Annotated in this window: 19 protein-coding genes, 2 tRNA genes, 2 rRNA genes, 1 pseudogene and 1 riboswitch (1 of these 25 running past the window's edge); of the genes and pseudogenes, 13 read left to right on the top strand and 11 right to left on the bottom strand. The window is 63.8% G+C overall.

Features of this window, described 5'->3' with window-relative positions; genetic code table 11:
• Window positions 1–92: 92 nt before the first annotated feature.
• Together AB7Z56_RS39380 and AB7Z56_RS39375 are read right to left on the bottom strand one after the other, a co-directional pair.
• Window positions 93–467: a response regulator gene (locus AB7Z56_RS39380; RefSeq protein WP_028147294.1), complete on the bottom strand. Its 375-nt coding sequence runs from the start codon at window positions 465–467 to the stop codon at window positions 93–95.
• Window positions 468–514: 47 nt separating this feature from the next.
• Window positions 515–1,393: an MJ0042-type zinc finger domain-containing protein gene (locus AB7Z56_RS39375; RefSeq protein ID WP_231143665.1), complete on the bottom strand. Its 879-nt coding sequence runs from the start codon at window positions 1,391–1,393 to the stop codon at window positions 515–517.
• 181 nt (window positions 1,394–1,574) lie between these two features.
• On the opposite strand from AB7Z56_RS39375, the gene ftsE reads away from it, so the two are divergent.
• The 4 genes from ftsE (at window position 1,575) to AB7Z56_RS39355 (ending at window position 4,757) form a co-directional block, all read left to right on the top strand.
• Window positions 1,575–2,234: a cell division ATP-binding protein FtsE gene (gene ftsE, locus AB7Z56_RS39370; protein ID WP_014491659.1), complete on the top strand. Its 660-nt coding sequence runs from the start codon at window positions 1,575–1,577 to the stop codon at window positions 2,232–2,234.
• Window positions 2,227–3,195, top strand: a complete 969-nt coding sequence (locus AB7Z56_RS39365; protein ID WP_063985782.1) for a cell division protein FtsX — start codon at window positions 2,227–2,229, stop codon at window positions 3,193–3,195. The genes ftsE and AB7Z56_RS39365 overlap by 8 nt, the downstream gene beginning before the upstream one ends.
• Window positions 3,196–3,267: 72 nt before the next feature.
• Complete coding sequence (locus tag AB7Z56_RS39360; RefSeq protein WP_063985781.1) at window positions 3,268–3,972, top strand: YdcF family protein; 705 nt, start codon at window positions 3,268–3,270, stop codon at window positions 3,970–3,972.
• Between the two features lie 11 nt (window positions 3,973–3,983).
• Window positions 3,984–4,757 (top strand): lysophospholipid acyltransferase family protein, encoded by a 774-nt coding sequence (locus tag AB7Z56_RS39355; RefSeq protein WP_063985780.1) that lies wholly within the window; start codon window positions 3,984–3,986, stop codon window positions 4,755–4,757.
• Here AB7Z56_RS39355 and AB7Z56_RS39350 read toward each other — a convergent pair.
• Window positions 4,754–5,365 (bottom strand): gamma-glutamylcyclotransferase, encoded by a 612-nt coding sequence (locus AB7Z56_RS39350; RefSeq protein WP_063985779.1) that lies wholly within the window; start codon window positions 5,363–5,365, stop codon window positions 4,754–4,756. The genes AB7Z56_RS39355 and AB7Z56_RS39350 overlap by 4 nt on opposite strands.
• A 110-nt stretch (window positions 5,366–5,475) precedes the next feature.
• Here AB7Z56_RS39350 and AB7Z56_RS39345 point away from each other — a divergent pair, with 110 nt between their 5' ends.
• Window positions 5,476–6,660 (top strand): DUF2125 domain-containing protein, encoded by a 1,185-nt coding sequence (locus AB7Z56_RS39345; protein WP_063985778.1) that lies wholly within the window; start codon window positions 5,476–5,478, stop codon window positions 6,658–6,660.
• 105 nt (window positions 6,661–6,765) lie between these two features.
• On the opposite strand, the gene AB7Z56_RS39340 is transcribed toward AB7Z56_RS39345, so the two are convergent.
• The 3 genes from AB7Z56_RS39340 to AB7Z56_RS39330 are packed head-to-tail and all read right to left on the bottom strand — an operon-like array spanning window position 6,766 to window position 9,680.
• Window positions 6,766–7,704, bottom strand: a complete 939-nt coding sequence (locus AB7Z56_RS39340) for a prephenate/arogenate dehydrogenase family protein (protein ID WP_014491665.1) — start codon at window positions 7,702–7,704, stop codon at window positions 6,766–6,768.
• Window positions 7,701–8,795 (bottom strand): pyridoxal phosphate-dependent aminotransferase, encoded by a 1,095-nt coding sequence (locus tag AB7Z56_RS39335; RefSeq protein ID WP_063986730.1) that lies wholly within the window; start codon window positions 8,793–8,795, stop codon window positions 7,701–7,703. Before AB7Z56_RS39335 ends, AB7Z56_RS39340 begins: the two co-directional genes overlap by 4 nt.
• A 36-nt stretch (window positions 8,796–8,831) precedes the next feature.
• Window positions 8,832–9,680, bottom strand: coding sequence for a chorismate mutase (locus AB7Z56_RS39330; RefSeq protein WP_063985777.1), 849 nt, complete (start codon window positions 9,678–9,680; stop codon window positions 8,832–8,834).
• A gap of 217 nt (window positions 9,681–9,897) precedes the next feature.
• Window positions 9,898–9,977: riboswitch (SAM riboswitch) on the top strand.
• 85 nt (window positions 9,978–10,062) lie between these two features.
• On the opposite strand from AB7Z56_RS39330, the gene metX reads away from it, so the two are divergent.
• Together metX and metW are read left to right on the top strand one after the other, a co-directional pair.
• Window positions 10,063–11,265, top strand: a complete 1,203-nt coding sequence (gene metX / locus AB7Z56_RS39325; protein ID WP_063986729.1) for a homoserine O-acetyltransferase MetX — start codon at window positions 10,063–10,065, stop codon at window positions 11,263–11,265.
• Window positions 11,266–11,280: 15 nt separating this feature from the next.
• Window positions 11,281–11,943, top strand: coding sequence for a methionine biosynthesis protein MetW (gene metW / locus AB7Z56_RS39320; protein ID WP_063985776.1), 663 nt, complete (start codon window positions 11,281–11,283; stop codon window positions 11,941–11,943).
• A gap of 59 nt (window positions 11,944–12,002) precedes the next feature.
• Here metW and AB7Z56_RS39315 read toward each other — a convergent pair whose 3' ends face one another.
• A complete protein-coding gene (locus tag AB7Z56_RS39315; protein ID WP_063985775.1) occupies window positions 12,003–12,866 on the bottom strand; it encodes an alpha/beta fold hydrolase in 864 nt (287 codons plus the stop codon).
• 215 nt (window positions 12,867–13,081) lie between these two features.
• Between AB7Z56_RS39315 and AB7Z56_RS39310 the strand changes: the two genes are divergently transcribed.
• A complete protein-coding gene (locus AB7Z56_RS39310) occupies window positions 13,082–13,768 on the top strand; it encodes an NlpC/P60 family protein (RefSeq protein ID WP_063985774.1) in 687 nt (228 codons plus the stop codon).
• Window positions 13,769–13,893: 125 nt separating this feature from the next.
• Here the strand turns inward: AB7Z56_RS39310 and AB7Z56_RS39305 are convergent, their stop codons facing one another.
• Window positions 13,894–14,682 carry an MOSC domain-containing protein gene (locus AB7Z56_RS39305; protein ID WP_063985773.1) on the bottom strand — a complete coding sequence of 263 codons (789 nt, stop codon included), beginning with the start codon at window positions 14,680–14,682 and terminating at the stop codon, window positions 13,894–13,896.
• A gap of 241 nt (window positions 14,683–14,923) precedes the next feature.
• On the opposite strand from AB7Z56_RS39305, the gene clpB reads away from it, so the two are divergent.
• Entirely contained in the window at window positions 14,924–17,563 is a 2,640-nt protein-coding gene (clpB, locus tag AB7Z56_RS39300; protein WP_063985772.1) for an ATP-dependent chaperone ClpB, read from the top strand.
• Between the two features lie 79 nt (window positions 17,564–17,642).
• Here clpB and AB7Z56_RS39295 read toward each other — a convergent pair whose 3' ends face one another.
• The 3 genes and pseudogenes from AB7Z56_RS39295 to AB7Z56_RS39285 form a co-directional block, all read right to left on the bottom strand.
• Window positions 17,643–17,909, bottom strand: a complete 267-nt coding sequence (locus tag AB7Z56_RS39295) for a hypothetical protein (RefSeq protein ID WP_063985771.1) — start codon at window positions 17,907–17,909, stop codon at window positions 17,643–17,645.
• An 83-nt stretch (window positions 17,910–17,992) separates the two neighbouring features.
• Window positions 17,993–18,247, bottom strand: a pseudogene (locus AB7Z56_RS39290) (hypothetical protein); the annotation flags it as partial.
• Window positions 18,248–18,357: 110 nt separating this feature from the next.
• A complete protein-coding gene (locus AB7Z56_RS39285; RefSeq protein ID WP_063985769.1) occupies window positions 18,358–20,421 on the bottom strand; it encodes a M23 family metallopeptidase in 2,064 nt (687 codons plus the stop codon).
• 1,077 nt (window positions 20,422–21,498) lie between these two features.
• On the opposite strand from AB7Z56_RS39285, the gene AB7Z56_RS39280 reads away from it, so the two are divergent.
• From AB7Z56_RS39280 to AB7Z56_RS39265, 4 genes are all read left to right on the top strand, one after another.
• A 16S ribosomal RNA gene (locus AB7Z56_RS39280) occupies window positions 21,499–22,987 on the top strand.
• A gap of 188 nt (window positions 22,988–23,175) precedes the next feature.
• Window positions 23,176–23,252, top strand: a tRNA-Ile gene (locus AB7Z56_RS39275).
• Between the two features lie 33 nt (window positions 23,253–23,285).
• A tRNA-Ala gene (locus tag AB7Z56_RS39270) sits at window positions 23,286–23,361 on the top strand.
• Between the two features lie 411 nt (window positions 23,362–23,772).
• Window positions 23,773–24,415, top strand: a 23S ribosomal RNA gene (locus AB7Z56_RS39265); it runs 2,230 nt beyond the window's last position.
• Together the 16S and 23S rRNA genes with 2 tRNA genes alongside form the textbook arrangement of a ribosomal RNA operon.

The following is a 24,415-nucleotide window of genomic DNA, read 5'->3' as shown; positions in this document are numbered from 1 at the left end:
ATTCCAGAGACGGTTGTGATTGAACCGAGAGGCCGCGGCGTACTGGGTGCCCCGGTCAAGGCCGGGGCCTGACAGCGGAATACGCCGCGCCCCTACGCTTTCTTCGCTGCCAGCGCGTCCGCGACCGCCGTACGGATGTCGGCCACCGAGAACGGCTTGGTCACGACGTCATGCACCAGCGCATTCAAATTCGAGGCGCGCTCGCGCTGGTCGGCAAAGCCGGTCATCAGCAAAATGGTCAGGTCGGGGAAATCGCGCGCGGCGGAGAGCGCCAGCGCGATGCCGTCCATCACCGGCATCTGGATGTCGGTGAGCAGGAGATCGAACGCGCCGTTCTCGCGGGTCAGGATTTCCAGCGCCTCGGCGCCGTCCTGTGCAGTGACGGTCTCGTGGCCGTCCATGGCGATGGCGCGCGCCACCAATTGGCGCATCGAGTCCTCGTCGTCGGCGATCAGGATTTTCGGCATGAGACCAACCTTGAGACCAGCCTCCCGTGCGGGATATGCAAAATCGATTATACGCTGCCGCCGGCAATGTCGCGCCGGTTGAAGAAGCGGACGTCGATATTGCGGCCCTCCGGCGGCGGCGAGGCCAGGCGCGAGCGGAAGAAGGCGCGCTCACCCGGCTGCAGCACGGTCTGCTCCAGCACGGTGTTCCAGGCGTAGATTTCCGCTCCCTGCGCGTCGCGCACCGCAAAGCGCAGCCGCGGGATATCGAGCGGCTTCTTGCTTTGACCGACGATCACGCCCTCGATCACCAGCACCTGCTTACCGTCCACGGTCTCGCTGGAGAGCTTGACGTCCTTGAACGCCAGCCCGCGCAAATTAACTTCGAGTCCGACCATCTTGTAGAACGCCGCCGTCTGCGGCAGCAGCCGGACCATGTCGCCGCGCCAGATGACCAGCGCCAGCACCAGCGCGCCCATGGCGGCGCAGGCGGTCGGCAGACCGAAATGGGATTTTCGCGGAGCCTCGGTGGGGGCCTGGCGCCTCACCCGCGCCCCGCGGCGGCTGAACAGGCTGCGGAACCAAGACTGGTGCTGCGCGCCGACGACGTCATCCTCGGCGGCACGGGCCGCCGCTGACCATTCGTCCTCGGTCGCCTGGGCGTCCTCGGCCGGCCAGTCGCTGGCGATCGAGGGGCTGTCGACGACAGGCGTGTCAGCGGCGCCGACGTCCCTGGCGTAGGAGTTCCACTGCTCGGCGAGGTCGGACTGGTCGTCGGCCTGGCTGGCGGCCGCCATGGCCGGGACGGACGCCTCCTCGATGGCATCCTCGGCATAGGCGACCCAGGTCTCCTTGCAGCGGGAGCAGCGGACCGTTCGTCCGTTCGCCCCCAGGCTCGCGGGCTTGATGGCGTAGGATGTCGTACAATGGGGGCAGACGATATGCATGGACACGAGCCTTGATGCACGGACTGGTCTTGACGATGCTTCGGTCGCGGAGAACCGGGCATCCCAGATGCTACAGAGCGACCGTTAACGAACCGGAAACCATAACGGTCGCAAAACCCGTTGATCGCGTGTGGCGGAGCGCAGCAGCGCGGCCCGCGCCCCCTCTCGAACGGAGCTGAGCTTGGTTCGGTTCGAAAATGTCGGATTGCGTTACGGACTGGGGCCGGAGATTCTGCGCGACCTCAGTTTCGAGATTCCGGCGCATTCCTTCCAGTTTCTCACCGGCCCGTCCGGCGCCGGCAAGACCTCGCTGCTGCGTCTGTTGTTCCTGTCGCACCGGCCGACGCGCGGCCTCGTCAACCTGTTCGGCCACGACATCTCGCAGCTCGGCAAGGACGAGATCGCGGATCTGCGCAAGCGCATCGGCATCGTGCTCCAGGACTTCCGCCTGCTCGACCACATGACGACCTATGAGAACGTCGCCTTGCCATTCCGCGTCATGGGCCGCAGCGAGTCGAGCTATCGCAAGGAGGTGATCGACCTGTTGCGCTGGGTCGGCCTTGGTGACCGCATGGACGCGCTGCCGCCGATCCTGTCCGGCGGCGAGAAGCAGCGCGCGGCGATCGCGCGCGCCGTGATCTCGCGGCCGCAGCTCCTGCTCGCCGACGAGCCGACCGGCAGCGTCGATCCGACGCTTGGCCGCCGGCTGCTGCGGCTGTTCATCGAGCTCAACAAATCGGGCACCGCCGTCATCATCGCCACCCACGACATCGGCCTGATGGACCAGTACGAGGCGCGACGCTTCGTGCTGCACCAGGGGCGGCTGCACGTCTATGAGTAGGCCCGACGACCGCGGCGTGCTGGTAGATCTCGGACAGGAGCGTCCGCAGCTTCCGCCCAAGGCGCGCAACATGTCGCCGATCGTGCCGCGCGCCTCGATCCACGGCCGCGCGCTGGTTGCTGTCGTCGCCATCATGACCTTCCTCGCCTCGATGACCACGGGCACGGTGCTGCTCGTCAGTGCCTCCGCCGCGGAATGGCAGTCGGACGTTGCAAGCGAAATCACCATCCAGGTCCGCCCGCAGACCGGCCGCGATCTCGATCGCGACACCGCGGCAGTGACAGAGGCCATCCGCGCGCAGGCCGGCATCATCGAGGTCAAGCCGTTCACCAAGGACGAGAGCGGCAAGCTGCTCGAGCCCTGGCTCGGCACCGGCCTGTCGATGGATGATTTGCCGGTGCCGCGCATGATCATCGCGCGCGTGCAGCCCGGCACGCCGCTCGATCTCGGCGCCTTGCGCGCGCGCGTGACCCAGGCCGCACCAAGCGCCAGCGTCGACGATCACCGCGCCTGGATCGAGCGGATGCGCTCGATGACCAACGCCACCGTCCTCGCCGGCATCGGCATCCTCGCCCTCGTCATCATCGCGACCATCATCTCGGTCTCGTTCGCGACCCGCGGCGCCATGGCGGCGAACCAACCGATCGTCGAGGTCCTGCATTTCGTCGGTGCCGGCGACCGGTACATCGCCAACCGCTTTCTGCGTCACTTCCTCAGGCTGGGCCTGGAGGGCGGCGTGATCGGCGGCGGCGCCGCCATGCTGGTGTTCGGCTTCTCCGAGTCGATCGCCGGCTGGTTTTCCGGGACCCCCGTCGGCGACCAGTTCGCAGCCCTGCTCGGCACCTTCTCGCTGCGGCCGTCGGGCTACATCGTGCTCGCCGTGCAGGCGGTGCTGATCGGCGCCATCACCGCGGTTGCCTCGCGCCAGACGCTGTTCGCGACGCTGAATGATGTCGATTGAGCCCGATAAACCGGACTCCACTTCGCCTCAAAACGTCCTAAAATCATCCGGGGAAGGGATCACCGACATCATATGACCTCGCCGACCGACGATCGATCGCCGAAATTGCCGCGCGGCTGGCTGCGCGCGGCATTGGTATCGACGATCGCGTTCGTCTTCGTCGGCGCGGCGGCGGGCTTCATCGCCTTCCTGGCGCAATTGCGCGGCGCTGAGATCGCGCCGGACCGCAAGGCGGACGGCATCGTGGTCCTGACCGGCGGCTCCTCGCGGGTGTCGGATGCGATGGAGCTCCTGGCGGCCGGCTACGGCAAGCGGCTCCTGATCTCTGGCGTGCACCCGACCTCGACGGCGAGCGACATCTCCCGGACGCTGCCGGAGAACCAGTCCTTCATGCATTGCTGTGTCGATCTCGACCGCACCGCGGTCTCGACCCGCGGCAACGCGGCGGAAGCGCGGCGCTGGGCCGAGGGGCGCGGCTTCAGATCGCTGATCGTCGTCACCTCGAACTATCACATGCCGCGCGCGCTGGTGGAGTTCTCGCATGCGATGCCGGAAACCACACTGATCCCGTTCGCAGTGGTCGGCGAAAAATGGCGTGAGGAGCCGTGGTGGACCTCGGCCTCCACCTTGCGGCTGCTCCTGTCCGAATACGTCAAATACATCGCCGCCGAGCTGAGGGTGCGGCTGGAGGATTTCGGGATTGACCTTTCGCCCGAGATGTCGGAGCAGCCTGCTGGCGTGGCGCCGAAGCGGCCCGCCACGGCACAGGCCAATTGATCGGACCATCGATGTTTTTGATTTTCCTGCGCTCGCTCCTCTTCAACGTGCTGTTCTATGCTGTGCTCGTATGCCTCGCGATCGTGGCGCTGCCGACCTTCGCATTGCCGCCGCGCGCCATGCTGACGGTCGCGCAATGGTGGGCGAAGGCGACGCTGTTCCTGATGCGCGTGATCTGCAACATCAAGGTCGAATTCCGCGGGCAGGAGAAGATCCCGGCAGGGCCGCTGGTGATCGCGGCGAAGCATCAGTCGTTCTGGGAGACCTTCGTGCTGCCGGGCTTCTTCAACCGTCCGATCTTCATTCTCAAGCGTCAGCTCATGCAGATCCCGGTGTTCGGCCAGTTCCTGGTCAAGACCGGAATGATCGCGATCGACCGCAAGGCCGGCGTGAAGGCGCTGCTGGACATGACGCGGCGGGCGCGCGACGCGGTGCGCGCAGGCGGGCAGCTCGTGATCTTTCCGGAAGGCACACGCCGGGCGCCCGGCGCCGCGCCCGATTACAAGACCGGCTTTGCGCAGATCTATTCGTCCTGCGGCGTGCGGTGCCTGCCGATCGCGCTCAATTCCGGCCTGTTCTGGCCGCGCCGCACCTTCATGCGCTATCCCGGCACGCTGGTGGTCGAGTTCCTCGATCCGCTGCCATCAGGCCTGCCGAAAGACGAGTTTCTCTCGCGCGTGCAAACCGCCATCGAAGACGCGACCGCTCGCCTCGTCGAAGCGGGCCGGAAAGAGCAGGAGCAGTTGATCGGCTCGTCGCCGAGCTACGCTCCGTCGCAGAGCTAGCGGTTCTCTCGATCTTCGGCGGGAGCCGGCGCGTGCAGGGAATGCGCATCACCATGCAGCATGGTCGCGAGCTTATGCAATTGCGTGTCGCGAAAACCTTCGGCCTCGATCGCCTTCACCGTTGCCGTCACGTAGTCGCGGTTGGCGCCGGACTGGCCATGGCCCTGGACGACATGGCGATGCTGGTCGGCGAACGAGAGTCGGCCGGCATATTGGACGTGGCCGCGGTCGACGACATAGGCGAGCGCGGAGACGCGCTGTCGCGCATCGTTCTCAAGCCACACCGAGCGCATCACCTCGCGATAGACGGACGTGACCTGCTCGCGCGCCCGCAGATAGGCGACGACGTCGGCGCGGTCCTTCTCGGCGACGCGAAAAGCAATGCCGCGGCAGGCGCCGCCGCGGTCGAGCCCGAGCACCAGGCCCGGCTGCTCCGGCGTGCCGCGATGCACGAAGGAGTAGACGCAGAGCGCGCGGTGCTCGCCGACCAGCCGCGCCGGGACGCGTTCCCTGAATTCGAAGCCCGGCCGCCACATCAGCGAGCCATAGCCGAACACCCAGAGGTCGCCCTTGGCTGTGGTGACGGAGGGGAGGGTGATTTCCGACATTTCGGGCACGGCTACCAGAACGACGCCCCCAAGCGAAGTGAATTCTCGGCCTTTCGGCGCGGCCGAACCCCGCTTACATTTGACAAAATCTGGGGTCAAAGGGTCGCCGCATGTCAGATATGACCGTTGCCACAGGCCGCCGCCCCCGCTGGGGCCTTTTCATCGCCCCCATTATCCTCCTGATCCTCGCCGTCGCGTGGAGCTGTTTCTGGTTCTATGCGGCCTCGCAGGCCGAAATCGCCGCAGACGCCTGGCGGGCGCAGGAGGCCAAGTCCGGCCGCATCTACGATTGCGCCAAGCGCTCGATCGCCGGCTTCCCGTTCCGCTTCGAGGTCCAGTGCTCCGGCGCCAGCGTCGCCCTGGTGTCGCAGAACGCCAGCAAGACGCCGTTCACGGCGAAGCTCGACAACATCCTGGTCGTCGCCCAAGTCTACGATCCCAAGCGCGTCATCGCCGAATTCTCCGCGCCGGCGACGCTCACCGACGGCGTCACGCAAAACACCTTCGTGGTGAATTGGAGCAAGGGCCGCAGCAGCGTGTTCGGCCTGCCGGCGGTGCCGGATCGCGCCTCCATCGTGTTCGACGATCCCGTCATCAATCGTCTCGACGGCAGCGTGCAGGTGCCGCTCGCGCGCGCCAAGCAGGTCGAGCTGCACGGTCGCCTCGCAGACGGGTCGCGGTCGGATCATCCTGTGATCGAGACCGTGCTGCACGTCGCGCAGGGCAGCATCCAGGGCGTTCATCCCTTGCTCGCCGAGCCGTTCGAGGCGGACACGCGTGCGAAGATCACGGGCCTCTCCGACCTCACCCCAAAGCCGTGGCCGCAACGCTTCCGCGAGATCCAGGCCGCCGGCGGTCACATCGAGATCGTGCAGTCGCGCGTCCAGCAGGGCGAGATGATCGCGGTTGCGGCCGGCACGCTCGGCCTCTCGGCCAATGGCCGACTCGACGGCGAATTGCAGATGACCGTGACCGGCCTCGAGCGCGTGATCCCGGCGCTCGGCATCGACAAGATGCTGGAGGAGGGGGTGCCGCAGGCAACCCTCGACCGCGTTGCGCCGGGCGTGAAGTCGCAGGACCTCAACAATCTGTTCGGCGCCCTCGACCGCGCCGTTCCCGGCCTCGGCAAGGTCATCAAGCAGAACGCCAATGCCGGCGTTGCGGCCGGCATCAATTCGATCGGCACCGAGAGCACGCTCGAAGGCAAGAAGGCCCGCAGCTTCCCGCTGAAGTTCGTCGACGGCGCCGTGCTGCTCGGCCCGGTCAAGGTCGGGCAGATTCCACCGCTTTATTAGGTGTCTCCCGTAGCCCGGATGGAGCGAAGCGCAATCCGGGGCAGGTCGCGCCGCGCTGAAAGAGATCCCGGATTACGCTTGCGCTCCATCCGGGCTACTTGAACGTTACGGCTTCTTGCCGAGCTGCGCATGCGGCCGGCCGAAATCCGGCGCTGCCGAATCCTGGCCGATCTCGACGATGCCGCGGCGGATGGCGCGGGTGCGGGTGAAGTGGTCGAACAGCGCCTCGCCGTCGCCGCGGCGGATCGCGCGGGTAAGCTTGGCGAGATCCTCGGTGAAGGTGCCGAGCATCTCCAGCACGGCCTCCTTGTTGGCGAGGAAGACGTCGCGCCACATCGTCGGGTCGGACGCGGCGATGCGGGTGAAATCGCGGAAGCCGCCGGCCGAGAACTTAATCACCTCGGACTCCGTCACCTGCGCCAGCTCGTCGGCGGTGCCGACGATGGTGTAGGCGATCAGATGCGGCAGATGGCTGGTGATCGCGAGCACGAGATCATGATGATCCGGCGTCATGATCTCGACCTTGGCGCCCATCGCCGCCCAGAACGCGCGCAGACGATCGGTGGCCGCCGCATCGACGCCTTCCGGCGGCGTCAGGATGCACCAGCGGTTGATGAAGAGCTCGGCGAAACCGGAATCGGGACCCGAATGCTCGGTGCCCGCGACGGGATGCGCCGGCACGAAATGAATGGTCTTCGGCAGATGCGGCGCCATGTCCCTGACGATCGCGCCCTTGACCGAGCCGACGTCGGAGACGATCGCGCCCGGCTTGAGATGCGCCGCGATCTCCTGCGCCACCGGCCCGCAGGCACCGACGGGAATGCAGAGGATGACGAGATCGGCATCCTTCACCGCTTCCGCATTGGTCGCCACGACCTGGTCGACGATGCCGAGCTCCAGCACCCGCGCGCGCGTCTTCTCCGAGCGCGCGGTGGTGACGATCTCGGAGGCCAAGCCCTGGAGCTTCGCAGCGCGCGCGATCGAGCCGCCGATCAGGCCGAAGCCGATCAGCGCAACGCGCTGGAAGTGCGGTGTGGTGCTCATTTGCCGGCCATGAAGTCGCGCAGGCCCTCGACGACGAGGCGGTTGGCCTCCTCGGTGCCGATGGTCATGCGCAGCGAATGCGGCAGGCGGTAGTTCTTCAGCGCGCGCAACACCAGCCCGCGCTTGGTAAGATATGCGTCGGCCTCGTCCGCGGTCTTGCCATTTTCCGGGAAGTGGATCAGTACGAAATTGGCGACGCCCGGCGTCACCTTCAGTCCGAGCTTGCCGATCTCCTCGGAGAGCCAGTTGCGCCAGGTCTCGGTGAACTGCTTCGACATCGCCTGGTGCGCAGTGTCCTCGATCGCCGCGACCGCGGCATACATCGCCGGCGTCGACACGTTGAAGGGACCGCGGATGCGGTTGACCGCGTCGATGATGTGCTCCGGACCGAACATCCAGCCGACGCGCAGCGCGGCGAGGCCGTGGATCTTGGAGAAGGTGTGCGTCACCACGGTGTTCTCGGTGGTGGCGACGAGCTCGATCCCCATCTCGTAGTCGTTGCGCGAGACGTAATCGGAATAGGCGGCATCGAGCACCAGCAGCACGTGCGACGGCAGGCCGGCGCGCAGCCGCTTGACCTCGTCGAACGGCACATAGGTGCCGGTCGGATTGTTGGGATTGGCGAGCCAGACCAGCTTTGTCTTCGGCGTCACCGCCTTGAGGATGGCGTCGACATTGCAGGTGAGGTTGGTCTCCTGCGCGACCACGTTCTTGGCGCCGACCGCCATAGTCGCGATCGGGTAGACCAGGAAGCCGTGCGTGGTCGAGATCGCCTCGTCGCCGTGGCTGAGATAGGTGTGGGCGAGCAGATTGAGGATCTCGTCCGAGCCGGCGCCGCAGATGATGCGGTTGGGGTCGAGCCCGAAAGAGCGCCCGATCGCTTCGCGCAGCACGCGCGAGGTTCCTTCCGGATAGTCTTCCAGATGCGCCGCCACGTTCCTGAACGCCTCGATCGCCTTGGGCGAGGGCCCGAACGGCGTCTCGTTGGCCGAGAGCTTGAACACCTTGCGGCCCGGCTCAGCCACCGGGCTCTTGCCGGGCGTGTAGGGCGCAATATCGAGAATGCCGGGATTCGGCACGGGGCGGGACATCTTCAACTCCGGAAGTAGCTTTAGGCGGTTCGCGATCTACGATTTCGACCCGGTCGAGGGCACCGTATAGCGCGTTGCGTGGCTGCCGACGAGGGCCGTGGAGCGCACCGAGGCCCCCGCTTCGATCAGGGCAGCCTTGATCTTGTCGATGCTGGTCGCGCTCGTGACCGAGACCAGCAGCGCTGCGCCGTCGAAGGCGGTATCGGGCACTGCCACGATCTCGGCGAGCGGCGACAGGGCGCGCGCGACCTCGGCGTTCCACCCGGACACGCGCACGCTGAAGGTCTCGACCTCCGTCACCACGGCGCTGTCGGCGACGCGGGAGATCGCGAACACCGGCAGCGCGGCCGGATGGTCGGCGCGCTCGACGAAGGGCATCCGCGCGATAATCTTCGGCGCGCCGTCTGCTTCCAGCTCCAGCCACCATGGCGTGCGGCTCGAGGTCGCCGAGACCAGCGCCAGGTCGCCTTTGGACTTCGCCACCGCTTCGACCGCGGCCTGCGCGCTGAAATGCGCGACGTAAGGTACCGTGAAGCCGAAATGGAAGCGCACGGAATCGCGCATCGCCGGCTCGCTCACCGAGATGTCGGCATGCACGGAGAACGGCGCTTGGACGTAAGTGAACGTCGAGATGATGACGCGCCAGATGCTCTCGACCGTGTCGAGCGGCAGGATGCCGCGATGACGCTGGACGATGTCACGCATCATGGCGGCCTCGCGCGCCGGGCGGAACGCCGAGCCGACCTCCTGGGTCTGCTTCACCTGGATCAGGCGGTCGATGATGTCGCCGCGCTGCATCAGGAGACGATGCATGCCCTCGTCGATCGCGTCGATCTCCTTGCGCAATTCCTGGAGCGATGGTGGCGCGGGCGGACGTTGGGACATATCTGCGAGATGCTGGTGAGAGGCGTTCCAATGCGGGTCGGCCAAGGCCCATCGGCAAGGCCGGATCCGCTGCGATCGACGTCCTGATTAGGCAGTCGGCGCGGCGAAAGCAAAGAGAAATGCAAAGGGAAACCGGGCCTTTTCGGCCGGCCTTTCAGGGATGAATTTGGCTAATCCGGACCGTGACTTGACGAAAACCGCCCAAGACAGTAGCTTTTGCCCGTTCCGTGGTCATTTGAGCCGGCCGGCTTGCAGCCACGTTAAAAAACTCGCTAAACAGGCCGGGGACGCTTCCGATCCCGGCCGAACCTATCGTTCAGGCCGGGTTTTTCATGGCCTGATTCCAGCGGCAGCCTGACGGGTGCCGCAAACGAGGTCGATGATGGTTGGCGTGAAGCCCGTGCCGAGTCCCGCGATCAGTGCCGACGACCGGTCGCATGAGGCGGATCATCCGAATTCGCAGGTCGCGCAGTTCGGCGCCGAGCAACCGCTGCGGCTCGATTGCGGCATCGATCTCACCCCGTTCCAGATCGCCTACCAGACCTATGGCGAGCTCAACGCCGATCGCTCCAACGCGGTGCTGATCTGCCATGCGCTGACGGGAGATCAGCATGTCGCCAACGTGCATCCCGTCACCGGCAAGTCGGGCTGGTGGGAGACGCTGGTCGGTCCCGGCCGACCTCTTGATCCTCAGCACTACTTCATCATTTGCGCCAACGTGATCGGCGGCTGCATGGGCTCGACCGGGCCGGCCTCGATCAATCCCGCCACCGGCAAGGTGTGGGGCCTGGATTTCCCTGTCATCACCATTCCCGACATGGTGCGCGCGCAGGCGATGCTGATCGACCGGCTCGGCATCGACACGTTGTTCGCGGTGGTCGGCGGCTCGATGGGCGGCATGCAGGTGCTGCAATGGACCGCGGCCTATCCCAAGCGCGTGTACTCCGCGCTGGCGATTGCCTGCGCGACGCGGCACTCGGCGCAGAACATCGCTTTCCACGAGCTCGGTCGCCAGGCGGTGATGGCCGATCCCGACTGGCACAACGGCCGCTACACGGATCAGGGCATCCATCCGCATCGCGGACTTGCGGTGGCACGGATGGCCGCGCACATCACCTATCTCTCCGACGCCGCGCTGCATCGCAAGTTCGGCCGCCGCATGCAGGACCGCGAGCTGCCGACCTTCTCGTTCGACGCCGATTTCCAGGTCGAGAGCTATCTGCGCTACCAGGGCTCGTCCTTCGTCGAGCGGTTCGACGCCAACTCCTATCTCTATCTGACCCGTGCGATGGATTATTTCGACATCGCCGGCGACCACGGCGGCGTGCTGGCGAAAGCGTTCGCGGGCATCGAGACGCGCTTCTGCGTGGTCTCCTTCACCAGCGACTGGCTGTTCCCGACTTCGGAATCGCGCGCGCTGGTGCATGCACTGAACGCGTCGAGCGCGCGGGTGTCGTTCGCCGAGATCGAGACCGATCGCGGCCATGACGCCTTCCTGCTCGACGTGCCCGAATTCTTCGATATCGCCCGTGCCTTTCTGCAATCGGCAGGGAAGGCGCGCGGGCTCACCGCCAGGATTGACTGACAAGGACGGCTAGCGATGTCTGTGCAGGAAGTGCTGCCGCTGGGCGGCGTTGCGACGGAGCAGTCCGGCCAGTTTCGCGCCGATCATCTGCTGGTCGCCGAGATGGTCAAGCCCGGCTCGAAAGTGCTCGACGTCGGCTGCGGCGAGGGCGATTTGCTCCAGCTTCTGGAGACCCGCGGCATCGACGGGCGCGGCATCGAGCTGTCGCGCGAGGGCGTCAATCGCTGCGTCGCCAAGGGCCTCGCGGTGGTGCAGGGCGATGCCGACACCGATCTCGTCAACTATCCCGACGACGCCTTCGATTACGTCATCCTGTCGCAGACGCTGCAGGCGACGCGGCAGCCGCGGGTCGTGCTGGAGAATCTGCTGCGCATCGGCCGCCGCGCCATCGTGTCGTTCCCGAATTTCGGCTTCTGGAAGATGCGACTCCAGCTCCTGGTCGGCGGCCACATGCCGCGCACCGAGAATCTGCCGGCGACCTGGTACGACACCGCCAACATCCATTTCTGCACCATCAAGGATTTCGTCGAGCTCTGCGACGCGATCCACGTCAAGATGGAGCGCGCCGAGGCGCTGGATCTCTACGGCCGTCCGTTGCGGCTGCGATTGCCGTGGTGGGTGTGGAACATGTTCGGCGAGCAGGGCGTGTTCTTGCTCACGCGCGGGCAGGGGAAGTAGTTTCCGTCATTCCGGGCCTGTGCCTGTCGGCGCATCCCGGAATGACAGCGACTGGCAGTCTAATGCGCCGCCAGCGACCGCGGATCGCGCACCGGCCAGCGCCCGGCTTCCACCAGCGTCACGAACCGCTCCACGCTCTCGTTGAACAGCGCGGGTTCTTCGAGATTGAGCACGTGGCCTGATTTCGGAAACATCGCGAGGCCCGCCGCGGGCAGGTGCTTCTTCAAGAACAGGCTTGCCTCGACGCAGGGATCGTCTTCGTCGCCGCAGATGATCAGCGCGGGCGTTGCCACACCTCGAATGGCATCCGGCATCGTGTAAATCGATGGCCTGCCGCCCTGGAAGCCGCGCATCGTGTTCGCGGAGCCCTTGGCATCGTGGCGCGCCAGCGCGGCGTAGAAATCGGCGTGGCCGCGCGGGTCCTTCACCAGGAACGGAATCCGGCTCGGCGCCTCGCGCGTGACCTTTGCGACCTCGGCGGAGCCGAGCGTCTCGAACTGCTCGGCATTGGCGCGGCACTGCTTGCGCCAGTTGTCTAGATTCTCGATCTCCGATCCTGAGCCCACGCCGGCCAGCGTCATCGACAGCGCGCGCTGCGGCGAGTTCAACCCGATCTGGAGTGACGAATAGGCGCCCATCGACAGGCCGACGAGATGCGCGCGCTCGATCTTGAGATGATCGAGCACCGCGAGCGCGTCGGTGTAGAAATGCTTGTAGGTGTAGACCTCGCCATCAGGTACGTCCGACGGCGTGTAGCCGCGCGCGGAATAGGTGATGCAGCGATGGCCGCGCGAGAAGTAGCGCATCTGCGGCTCCCAATTGGTGTAGTCGGCCGCGAACTCATGCAGAAAAATAATCGGCGTTCCCTGACCCGCTTCTTCGAAATAGATGCGGACGTCGTCCCTGGTCGTGGCGTGGGGCATTAACTGTTTCCCTCTCTTCAAGCCGCCTTTGGAGAATTGCAGTTAACGTTGTTGTCCGCAATGCGGCAGCCTCAAGCCAGCACCGGCACAAAATCATCGCAGCTATTCGCGGGCGTGGCGTCTTTTTCTCGCCACATCCGGCGGCTTAACGGCCAGACGGATGCCGGCCATCGCACGGGCCGATTGGGGAAGTGGGGTGTCAAGAAGGATGAAGTATGTTGGAGTTGTTTGCGTCTCGCCTGTCGCGTTGTGTTGTCGCGCTGGCGATTTTCTTCGCGGCGGTTGCCGCGTTCGTTTCTCCGGCCTCAGCGCGGCCGCATCATCGTCATAGCGCAGAGCGGCACGCTTACGTGCACCACGCCAGACATCATCATTACCGTCATTATCGCCACCATGCCCGCAGCTCGCGCTTCGAGCGCGGCGCGGCGCAGTTGCAGGCGAGCGGCTTCGCCGACACCCAGGCGAGCTACAATCCGAACGCCAATGTCGGCGGCATGGCCAACAACGGAATGACCAATCCTGGAATGGCCAATAGCGGTGGCGGCTTCGGCGGCGGATCGGGCCTCGTGTCCGAGGCGCGCCGTTATATCGGCGGCAATCCGACCGGGCGCGGCAGCCTGTGGTGCGCGCGCTTCATGAACATGGTGCTGCAGCATACCGGCCATCAGGGCACCGGCTCCGACATGGCGAGCTCGTTCGCGCGCTACGGCACGCGCGTCTCCGGTCCGCAGGTCGGCGCCATCGCGGTCATGTCGCGCGGTCGCCGGGGCGGCCATGTCGGCATCATCACCGGCGTGGACGCGCAGGGCAATCCGATCATGATCTCCGGCAACAACGGCAATCGTGTTCGCGAGGCGCCGGTCTCTCGCGGCCGGATCTATGCGTATGTGATGCCGAACTGACGACGGAGCCGTAGGGTGGGCAAAGGCGCGCAAGCGCCGTGCCCACCGGCGGTGCAGCGGAGTTCGATGGACCGGAGTGGTGGGCACGCTTTCGCTTTGCCCACCCTACGGCAGCGTCGGACGGCTCACACCAGCTTCGGCGCTTCCACCGCGATCGCGTCACCGACGCCGATCTCGCCGTCGGCGATGACCTCGGCATAGATGCCGCAATCCATGTGGCCGAGATTGCGCGAGAGCGTCGGCGGTATCTCGAGATCGCGCTGCGCGGTCTTGGGATCGACGTTGACCGCCGGGCAGCGGACGATGCGCTTGACCACCTTGAGCCGGGCCTCGCCGATCGCCAGTGTCTCGCCGACGAGGTCGAGCTCGGACCAGGCCGGCCAGCCCTTCACGTAGAGATTGGCGCGGAAGCGCAGTGGATTGACTGCGGCGCCGCCGAGCATGGTCTCGATCGCCCGGACGCTGTCGAGATTGATGATCGATACGACCTTGCGGGCGACGTCGGAAAAGCTGTGGTCGCGGCCGGACAGAACTTTTGGCGGGCCCTTCAGCTCCGGCTGAAAATTCTCCGTGAAATAATCCTCGATGGCGGCGCGCCCGGCAGTGGTCTCGATGTCCCCGCTGGCGACGATCTGGCCGTCCTTGCGGATGGTCAGGCGGTTGGTCGCGTCCTCGAACCGGCTGTCGAGGGACGCCAGCCGCTCATTACGCGCCAGCATCAGGAACTGGATTTTCGGCTTCCAGGCCGGCGCCTCCGGATCGAAGCCGCTGGGTCCGTTCTCGATGGCGTAGCGGCGGTCGGCGGGCAGGGTCTGGCCGATCCGCAAGGGGACCCGGGGCAGGGATTCCGGCGTCAGGCCCTTGATCGGGTAACGGTAAAGGCCTGTGATTTCGGCAGTCTGGCTGGCTGTCATGTCGCTACTTAAGGGATTCGACCTGCTGGCGCCAAGCAGGCGGACCCGTGCACGAAATTGTGAACGCGCCTCTTCCGATCCGAGGCCAAGCTTCCCACATCTGGGTCAGGCCGGCGCCAGCGCCGGCTGCTAACGACCGCTGCCGGTTGAGGAACGTCAACGCGTCCAGCGGAAACCCAATGAAGATGCCGTTTGGAGTGCCTTAGAGGGCTCCAGGGGCAGGCCGAGGGAAAGAAAAGACATGAACATCGACAAATATACCGAACGCTCCAGGGGCTTCGTTCAGTCCGCGCAATCGCTTGCGGTGCGCGAGGGGCATCAGCAGTTTTCGACGCTGCACGTCCTGAAAGTTCTGCTGGACGACAATGAGGGCCTCGCTGCTGGTCTGATCGACCGCGCCGGCGGCAATTCCCGCGCCATCCTGAAGGCGACCGAGGATGCCCTCAACAAGGTGCCGAAGGTCTCCGGCGGCGGCGCCGGCCAGATCTATCTGGCGCCCGAGCTCGCCCGCACTTTCGACGCCGCCGAAAAGGCCGGCGAGAAGGCTGGCGACAGTTTTGTCACCGTCGAGCGGCTGCTGCTCGGCCTCGCGCTGGAAAAGACCAGCGAGGCCGGCGCGATCCTGGCCAAGGGCGGCGTCACCCCGCAAAACCTCAATGCCGCGATCGAGGCGCTGCGCAAGGGCCGCACGGCGGACTCCGCGACCGCCGAGAATGCCTATGACGCGTTGAAGAAATATGCCCGCGACCTGACCCAGGCTGCGCGCGACGGCAAGCTCGATCCGGTCATCGGCCGCGATGAGGAGATCCGCCGCACCATCCAGGTGCTCTCGCGCCGGACCAAGAACAATCCCGTCCTGATCGGTGAGCCCGGCGTCGGCAAGACCGCCATCGCCGAGGGCCTCGCGCTGCGCATCGTCAACGGCGACGTGCCCGAGACCCTCCAGGACAAGAAGCTGCTCTCGCTTGATCTCGGCGCGCTGATTGCGGGTGCGAAATATCGCGGCGAGTTCGAGGAGCGGCTGAAGGCCGTGCTCCAGGAAGTCACCGCGAGCGAGGGCAATTTCATCCTGTTCATCGACGAGATGCATACGCTGATCGGCGCCGGCAAGGGCGACGGCGCGATGGACGCGTCCAACCTGCTCAAGCCCGCGCTCGCGCGCGGCGAGCTGCACTGCATCGGCGCCACCACGCTCGACGAGTACCGGAAGCACGTCGAGAAAGATGCGGCACTGGCGCGGCGCTTCCAGCCCATCTTCGTGAGCGAGCCCTCCGTCGAGGACACGATCTCGATCCTCCGTGGGTTGAAAGACAAGTACGAGCAGCATCACGGCGTGCGGATCACCGATTCCGCGCTCGTGGCGGCGACGACGCTGTCCAACCGCTACATCACCGACCGCTTCCTGCCGGACAAGGCGATCGATCTCATGGACGAGGCCGCTGCGCGGCTGAAGATGCAGGTCGATTCCAAGCCGGAAGAGCTGGATTCGCTCGACCGCGAGATCATCCGGCTCAAGATCGAGCAGGAAGCTCTCAAGAAGGAGAGCGATCTCGGCTCCAAGACCCGTCTCGAGGGGCTTCAGAAGGAGCTCATCGAACTCGAAGAGAAATCCGCGGCCCTGACGTCGCGCTGGAGCGCAGAGAAGAACAAGCTCTCCAACGCCCAGAAGCTGAAGTCAGAGCTGGACGCGCTGCGCGTCGATCTCGCCGACGCACAGCGGCGCGGCGAATTCCAGAAAGCCGGCGAGCTGGCCTATGGCCGGATCCCGCAGCTTGAGAAGCAGCTCGCCGATATCGAGGCGCGTGAAGGCTCTGGCGATATGATGGAGGAGGCGGTCACCGCCAACCACATCGCGCAGGTGGTCTCGCGCTGGACCGGCGTGCCCGTCGACAAGATGCTGGAAGGCGAGAAGGAGAAGCTCCTGAAGATGGAGGAGCAGCTCGGACAGCGCGTCGTCGGCCAGGCCGAGGCCGTGCGTGCGGTCGCAACCGCCGTGCGCCGTTCGCGCGCAGGCCTGCAGGATCCGAACCGGCCGACCGGCTCGTTCATGTTCCTGGGGCCCACCGGCGTCGGCAAGACCGAGCTGACCAAGGCGCTGGCGGAGTACCTGTTCAACGACGAGACCGCGATGGTCCGCCTCGATATGTCCGAGTACATGGAGAAGCACTCGGTCTCGCGGCTGATCGGTGCGCCTCCCGGCTATGTCGGCTATGACGAGGGCGGCGCGCTCACCGAAGCGGTGCGGCGCCGGCCCTATCAGGTGGTGCTGTTCGACGAGATCGAGAAGGCGCATCCTGACGTCTTCAACGTCCTGTTGCAGGTGCTCGACGACGGCCGCCTGACCGATGGCCAGGGTCGCACCGTCGATTTCCGCAACACGCTGATCATCATGACCTCGAACCTCGGTTCGGAGTATTTGGTGAATCAACCGGAGGGCGAAGACACCTCAGCGGTGCGTGAACAGGTGATGGGAATGGTGCGTGGGCATTTCCGGCCCGAGTTCCTGAACCGTGTCGACGAGATCATCCTGTTCCACCGCCTGCAGAGGAGCGAGATGGGCCGGATCGTCGAGATCCAGTTCGCCCGGCTGCAGAAGCTGTTGACCGATCGCAAGATCGTGCTGACGCTCGATGCCGCGGGCCGCGACTGGCTTGCTGCGAAAGGCTGGGATCCCGCCTACGGCGCAAGGCCGCTGAAGCGCGTGGTCCAGCGCTACCTCCAGGATCCGCTTGCCGAGATGATCCTGGCTGGAGACGTCAAGGACGGGGACAACGTTGCGATCTCGTCCGAAGGCAACGTCCTGACCTTCAACGGCAAGGCGCCGCAGACCGCGGAAATCACCCAGTTCGACGCGCCGGTGTCGAAGCGGAAGCTGAACTGATCGTCGCGCTCACTGCAAAACGAAAAATCGCCCCGGAGAGGCCAACTCTCCGGGGCGAATTGCTTTGACGAGGTTCGCTCTAGCTGACTGCGGATGTTGAGCCGGGTTCGGCTGGACCTTGCTCGTCGCTGTCCTCTTCGAGCTCCGACAGGATGTCGACAAGCTCGCGCACGCGTCCGTGCGCCAGCGGGCGCAAATCATTGATCATCGGCTCGTCATTGGCGAGCCAGGCCTGGGCTTCGGCGAGTTCCTCGACCGTCGCGCCGGTTCCGATGATCTGGGCGATGGTGAATTCGTCGGCCCGATCCACTGTCTTGACGACATCGTCGCGTGAGAGGCGCCGCATGGGGATCCTCCTGTTGGTCGGCTTCCGTCAGCATTTAACCGGCAAACTCGCGTGCCGGTTCCACCGGGCTGGTTTCCTCCGCGCTACTTCCTGGTGACCTTGTAGATCGCGTTCTCGATATCAGAGGAGAAGTAGATGACGCCGGAGGCGCCGATGGCGACGCCGGTCGGGATGTTGCTGGGCAGGCTCCCGGGTGCGCCCATCAGCCCGATCGGAAGATTGCCAGCGATCTCGGTGACCTTGCCGCCGTCCGGCGCGATCTCGATCAGTCGCCTGGCGCCCACTTCCGCCACGATCAGTCTGCCGTCGCTCCCGCGCGCGATGCCTTGATGCCGCTTTGGCAAACAAAACTTGACGTTGTGGCGCAGTGAAACGACGTCGCTTGACGACGTCGCCTCCTGATCATGTTTTCCAGAGATGTCCGGTCGATTTCGGCCGGTCTAAAGGATCAGCGGTTGGTGACCTGCAACGGGCCGCCGGTTGCGTCCGAAATGCGGGCGATGGCGCCGTTGCGGCCGCTCATCATGGCGTCGAGCCGGTCGCGTTCCTTCTCGAAGCCCGCCAGCACCGTGCCTTCCAGCGAACGGCCGCGCGGCAATTTTACGCGCAGCGGATCGACGAAGCGGCCGTTGACCAGGATTTCGTAGTGGACGTGAGGGCCGGTCGACTGGCCGGTTGAACCGACGAAGCCGATCACCTGGCCCTGCCGCACCTTCTTGCCGATCTCCATGCCCTTGGCGAAAGCCGACATATGGCCGTAGGCGGTCTCGTAGCCGTTGGAGTGCTTGATGCGGATATATTTGCCGTAGCCGCCTTCGGGGCCGACCTTCTCGAGCACGCCGTTGCCGGAAGCAAAGATCGGAGTGCCGTAGGAGGTGGCCCAGTCGACGCCGGTGTGCATCTTCACATAGCCCAGGATCGGGTGGCGGCGGCCGCCGAAGCCGGAGCGCATGATCGCGTTGTTGACGGGCTTCCTGACCAGGAATTTTTTCGCGCTCTTGCCGGTCTCGTCATAGTAGTCGACGACGCCGTCGTCGGGGCTCTGGTAGCGGTAGTATTTCTTGGTCTCGCCGCCGACCGTGAGGGAGGCGAACAGCACGTCGTTCTTTTCGTTCGACGTCGTGCCCTCTTCTTCGCCGGCGTAGAACACGTCGAATGAATCGCCCGGCGCGACCTTGCGCTGGAAATCGACGTCGTAGGAGTAGATCTTGATCATGTCCTCGATGACCGGCATCGGGACTTTGTTGCGCATCGCGGTCTCGTAGATGCTCTGGTAGAGCCGCACGCCGGTGCCGTCATCGTCGTCATCGTCGTCGCTGTTGGCGTTGGCCGCGGCATCGGCGACGGTGTTCATGCTGGAGACGTCGACCGCGACGTATTTGCCGAGATCGGACAGCGCCGCGATCGCCTCGACCATGGTGTCGTTTGCAACCACGACGCGATAGGGTTGGAGGCGGGCGCCGGGGCTTGCGGGCGCCATCAGGATGCGGAGCTTTTCGCCTTCCTTCAGGCCGCCGTCGCGGCCGCGCGGGCCGAGCGTCGCGGTGATCGCCTTGATCTCCTCGGCCGTCGCGCCGAGATCGCGCAGGACGGAGCCGACGCTGTCGCCCTTCTTGACCACGTGGACGCGCTCGCCATTGGGATTGCCGCCGGTGATCTGCTCCTTGGTCTTCGGCAGCAGCGTGACGTTTTCCGGCACCACGCGCGTCTCGAAGCCGGCATAGGGATCGGACGCCGACGCTTCGGTGGCGTAGGCCATCTTCATGTCGGAGGGGCCGGTCGCGCCGGAGACGTCGGCGGTGGCATTGGCGAGCGAGGCGTAGCGCACCCCGCCATTGCCGCGCCAGTTGGCGGCGTCGCGCACCCGCATCAGGATGTCGTCGAGCGCCACCACGGCGGAAATCTTGGCCTTCGGCAGCACCGGCGACAGGTCCTTGGTGACGAAGGAGACTTCGGCATCGGGCTCGACGGCTTCGGGATTGTTCGGATCTTCCGCCGCGGTCTTCGGATCGGAGCCGACATCGGTGAGCAGGCGCTGGGCGTTGAACGGCGGGATTTTCGCCGACAGATCGCTCGTCGTCATCGACAGATTGCCGGCGATCCGGACGAACGGGCGCACCCGCATCACGTCGCGGTTGCCGACGCGGGCGACGGTGGAGACGCGGACGATGTTGCGCGAGGCCGTGGATTCGTTCGGCGGCGGCAGGCGGTCGCTCTTGTGCAGCGTGGCGGCGCGATCGGCCGCGCCGAATGCGCCGCGCAGCGCGCCTTCGACGCGCTCAGGCACCTTGGCGAAGGTCATCTCACCGTCGAGAGAAGCGAAAACGGCGCCGCCGATCAGGGCTGCGCCGCAGAGTCCGGTCAGAATTGTCCCGCTGAACCATTGCACGGAAACGCGTCGGCGATCGATGACGGCGGCCTCGGAACCATCGACGGACAGCGGCGGTTCGTGGCCGAGATCGATGATCCCGGTCTCACGCCCGTAAGCGCCGCGCGACGTCCTGTGGTTCAAACCAAGTCCCCCAATCAACGACCCAAGATGCCTGATTTCGAACCTCTCCTGGCCGCCCTCTTGAAGGGGGATCGCCGGAAAAGGCAAGCCGCACAGGCGCCCGCGCTCAGAAAGCCCTCGATGGGGCCGGCCGAAATTACGAACAGCTGGACGGGTAAAGGTCTCTCGATGTCTCTCGAATGTCGGAGGAAGGCTGCGTCATCTGCAAGATCGCCTTCCTCTGACCCAATGAAAATCGCCGGCAGCCCCCACTGGCATCCCGCGATTCAAGCTTGTCTGTACCAGAACGCCGCGGGATTGTGGCTCTAGTACGGCGCCTAATATGGAAAAGTTTCCTGAACGGCCGGGCGCAAGAAGCCCGTCTGGCAGGCGCCGGGGGACCAGGTCTGGCCTTGGCTGGAGCTCGGTCCGGCCTTGGATGGGGCTCGTCTGCCGTGAACGAGGGCTCGGTCCGGCCTGGATGGGCCTCCGCCTGCCAGGGCTTCCGGAGCCCGCCGGCGGGCAAATTTTTTTTGAGATCTTTTGCGGTGCAAATTCGATCCGGCCGTTAGCGGCCTTTCTAATTGGCTGGAATCGCTGGATTTTTTTCGATGATCCACCGTGCGACGATTTGTTGACAATGGGCGTTGACAATCCCGGGCGGGGGGGCCTATAACCCGACCACTGAGCGCGGCGCCGCCGGGTCACTGACCAAGGCGAGCGAACGCGCCACTGATGCTCCTCACCTTGTTGAGTGACACAACAGTCGACGTAAGTCGATTGGAGTTCATTCATCGTCGGTGAGGGTGTCGGGAACCCTTCCACTCTGGAAGGTAGGGGCCACCTGGTCCCGGGCTGTTTGACAAGTGAAGATGAAGAAAGAGAAACGTGGACGGCGGAGTCCTTGCGCCTCTCGGACACTGAAGAGCTTCGGCTTTTGAGTTCTGAGAGGGGACGAAAGACTTCGGCGGTACACGTTTTAAAGGAAACACCATCGCTGCCAGCGATGTGAATCGCGGGCAGCTCGACGACTTCGGTTGTCGAAATAATGGTGGGACCTCGTCAAACGTTGTGATCAGCCGGTTCAAAGTTCAAGTCCAACTTGAGAGTTTGATCCTGGCTCAGAGCGAACGCTGGCGGCAGGCTTAACACATGCAAGTCGAGCGGGCGTAGCAATACGTCAGCGGCAGACGGGTGAGTAACGCGTGGGAACGTACCTTTTGGTTCGGAACAACACAGGGAAACTTGTGCTAATACCGGATAAGCCCTTACGGGGAAAGATTTATCGCCGAAAGATCGGCCCGCGTCTGATTAGCTAGTTGGTGAGGTAATGGCTCACCAAGGCGACGATCAGTAGCTGGTCTGAGAGGATGATCAGCCACATTGGGACTGAGACACGGCCCAAACTCCTACGGGAGGCAGCAGTGGGGAATATTGGACAATGGGGGCAACCCTGATCCAGCCATGCCGCGTGAGTGATGAAGGCCCTAGGGTTGTAAAGCTCTTTTGTGCGGGAAGATAATGACGGTACCGCAAGAATAAGCCCCGGCTAACTTCGTGCCAGCAGCCGCGGTAATACGAAGGGGGCTAGCGTTGCTCGGAATCACTGGGCGTAAAGGGTGCGTAGGCGGGTCTTTAAGTCAGGGGTGAAATCCTGGAGCTCAACTCCAGAACTGCCTTTGATACTGAAGATCTTGAGTTCGGGAGAGGTGAGTGGAACTGCGAGTGTAGAGGTGAAATTCGTAGATATTCGCAAGAACACCAGTGGCGAAGGCGGCTCACTGGCCCGATACTGACGCTGAGGCACGAAAGCGTGGGGAGCAAACAGGATTAGATACCCTGGTAGTCCACGCCGTAAACGATGAATGCCAGCCGTTAGTGGGTTTACTCACTAGTGGCGCAGCTAACGCTTTAAGCATTCCGCCTGGGGAGTACGGTCGCAAGATTAAAACTCAAAGGAATTGACGGGGGCCCGCACAAGCGGTGGAGCATGTGGTTTAATTCGACGCAACGCGCAGAACCTTACCAGCCCTTGACATGTCCAGGACCGGTCGCAGAGATGTGACCTTCTCTTCGGAGCCTGGAACACAGGTGCTGCATGGCTGTCGTCAGCTCGTGTCGTGAGATGTTGGGTTAAGTCCCGCAACGAGCGCAACCCCCGTCCTTAGTTGCTACCATTTAGTTGAGCACTCTAAGGAGACTGCCGGTGATAAGCCGCGAGGAAGGTGGGGATGACGTCAAGTCCTCATGGCCCTTACGGGCTGGGCTACACACGTGCTACAATGGCGGTGACAATGGGACGCTAAGGGGCAACCCTTCGCAAATCTCAAAAAGCCGTCTCAGTTCGGATTGGGCTCTGCAACTCGAGCCCATGAAGTTGGAATCGCTAGTAATCGTGGATCAGCACGCCACGGTGAATACGTTCCCGGGCCTTGTACACACCGCCCGTCACACCATGGGAGTTGGTTTTACCTGAAGACGGTGCGCTAACCCGCAAGGGAGGCAGCCGGCCACGGTAGGGTCAGCGACTGGGGTGAAGTCGTAACAAGGTAGCCGTAGGGGAACCTGCGGCTGGATCACCTCCTTTCTAAGGATGGTTCTTCAGAAGCTTGCTTCTATCGAACCGTTTTAGAAACATCAGTGGCCAACGATCGTCAGGATTGTTGAGCTGCATTGGCGGGATTTCGCCGTCTTCGTTTCTCTTTCTTCGCGGACGAACACGCGCTGGGGCTGCAAGCTTGCAGAATCCCTGGTCCTTGACTGGATATGCGTTAGGGGCTTGTAGCTCAGTTGGTTAGAGCGCGCGCTTGATAAGCGTGAGGTCGGAAGTTCAAGTCTTCCCAGGCCCACCACACTCATCGAGTGAGCATTCGTCTTCTGGTTACGGGGCCATAGCTCAGCTGGGAGAGCGCGTGCTTTGCAAGCATGAGGTCGTCGGTTCGATCCCGTCTGGCTCCACCAGATGGTTTGATCATCGACTGATCGTGCACCTAAATCGTCCGCGAAACATCACTTCGCACTTACTAGTCCGGATGGACAGTAAGCTGCGTGATTTCTGACATCGTAAAGAGGAGATCGATCCGAGTTGGATCGGGCAACAAGCAATTGTTGCGCGATACTTCATTATCTCCGGATCATTTCGGCGCTCGTGCGCCTTTCAATGTAGCTCACAAGGCTGCGTCTGAGAGGAATGCGAGTTGTAAATGATCCTTTTAGCGAAGCTTGACCGCCTCGCTATCGGAACGATCTTACGAAGCAAGCTGGTCTTTCTAATCATTGTCCGGCTGCAGATAGCGTTCATCGAGGGCGCGTGCCGCAAGGTAATTCTGCAGACAACATTCTGCCGAGTGTGTGGACATTGATAATGAGAGCAATCAAGTGCCTTAAGGGTGTTCGGTGGATGCCTTGGCGCTGAGAGGCGATGAAGGACGTGCTACGCTGCGATAAGCCGTGGGGAGCTGCGAAGAAGCTTTGATCCATGGATTTCCGAATGGGGAAACCCACCTTCGATAGCCGGAACTCCAAGACCTTTGTCGAAAGACATTGGTGTGGGGTTCGATCAGAAATGAGAGATGCCTAGGCCTTTAGATTTCGATCGAAGAGGTTTTGGATTTCCGGTTATCAAGAGAAGGTATGAGACTTCTGAATACATAGGAGGTTTCAAGCAAACCCAGGGAACTGAAACATCTAAGTACCTGGAGGAAAGGACATCAACAGAGACTCCGTTAGTAGTGGCGAGCGAACGCGGACCAGGCCAGTGATACATCAAAGACAATCGGAACCGGTCAGGAAAGCCGGGCCTTAGAGGGTGATAGCCCCGTACGAGTAATGCGATGATGTATCCACGAGTAAGGCGGGACACGTGAAATCCTGTCTGAACGCGGGGGGACCACCCTCCAAGCCTAAGTACTCCTCAGCGACCGATAGTGAACCAGTACCGTGAGGGAAAGGTGAAAAGCACCCCGACGAGGGGAGTGAAATAGACCTGAAACCGGACACCTACAAACAGATGGAG

It is taken from the genome of Bradyrhizobium sp. 482_C4_N1_8 (genome assembly GCF_052075965.1).
Classification (GTDB): domain Bacteria; phylum Pseudomonadota; class Alphaproteobacteria; order Rhizobiales; family Xanthobacteraceae; genus Bradyrhizobium; species Bradyrhizobium barranii.
This window is presented reverse-complemented; position numbering and strand designations above follow the sequence as displayed.

Bases quoted from the DNA above. Each gene is read 5' to 3' on its own strand.
- AB7Z56_RS39310 (WP_063985774.1), top strand. From the start codon at position 13,082: ATGTTGGAGTTGTTTGCGTCTCGCCTGTCGCGTTGTGTTGTCGCGCTG.
- AB7Z56_RS39295 (WP_063985771.1), bottom strand. From the start codon at position 17,909: ATGCGGCGCCTCTCACGCGACGATGTCGTCAAGACAGTGGATCGGGCC.
- AB7Z56_RS39345 (WP_063985778.1), top strand. From the start codon at position 5,476: ATGTCAGATATGACCGTTGCCACAGGCCGCCGCCCCCGCTGGGGCCTT.
- AB7Z56_RS39355 (WP_063985780.1), top strand. From the start codon at position 3,984: ATGTTTTTGATTTTCCTGCGCTCGCTCCTCTTCAACGTGCTGTTCTAT.
- AB7Z56_RS39330 (WP_063985777.1), bottom strand. From the start codon at position 9,680: ATGTCCCAACGTCCGCCCGCGCCACCATCGCTCCAGGAATTGCGCAAG.
- AB7Z56_RS39360 (WP_063985781.1), top strand. From the start codon at position 3,268: ATGACCTCGCCGACCGACGATCGATCGCCGAAATTGCCGCGCGGCTGG.
- AB7Z56_RS39315 (WP_063985775.1), bottom strand. From the start codon at position 12,866: ATGCCCCACGCCACGACCAGGGACGACGTCCGCATCTATTTCGAAGAA.
- AB7Z56_RS39380 (WP_028147294.1), bottom strand. From the start codon at position 467: ATGCCGAAAATCCTGATCGCCGACGACGAGGACTCGATGCGCCAATTG.
- AB7Z56_RS39335 (WP_063986730.1), bottom strand. From the start codon at position 8,795: ATGTCCCGCCCCGTGCCGAATCCCGGCATTCTCGATATTGCGCCCTAC.
- AB7Z56_RS39350 (WP_063985779.1), bottom strand. From the start codon at position 5,365: ATGTCGGAAATCACCCTCCCCTCCGTCACCACAGCCAAGGGCGACCTC.
- metW (WP_063985776.1), top strand. From the start codon at position 11,281: ATGTCTGTGCAGGAAGTGCTGCCGCTGGGCGGCGTTGCGACGGAGCAG.
- metX (WP_063986729.1), top strand. From the start codon at position 10,063: ATGGTTGGCGTGAAGCCCGTGCCGAGTCCCGCGATCAGTGCCGACGAC.
- AB7Z56_RS39305 (WP_063985773.1), bottom strand. From the start codon at position 14,682: ATGACAGCCAGCCAGACTGCCGAAATCACAGGCCTTTACCGTTACCCG.
- AB7Z56_RS39340 (WP_014491665.1), bottom strand. From the start codon at position 7,704: ATGAGCACCACACCGCACTTCCAGCGCGTTGCGCTGATCGGCTTCGGC.
- AB7Z56_RS39375 (WP_231143665.1), bottom strand. From the start codon at position 1,393: ATGCATATCGTCTGCCCCCATTGTACGACATCCTACGCCATCAAGCCC.
- AB7Z56_RS39365 (WP_063985782.1), top strand. From the start codon at position 2,227: ATGAGTAGGCCCGACGACCGCGGCGTGCTGGTAGATCTCGGACAGGAG.
- clpB (WP_063985772.1), top strand. From the start codon at position 14,924: ATGAACATCGACAAATATACCGAACGCTCCAGGGGCTTCGTTCAGTCC.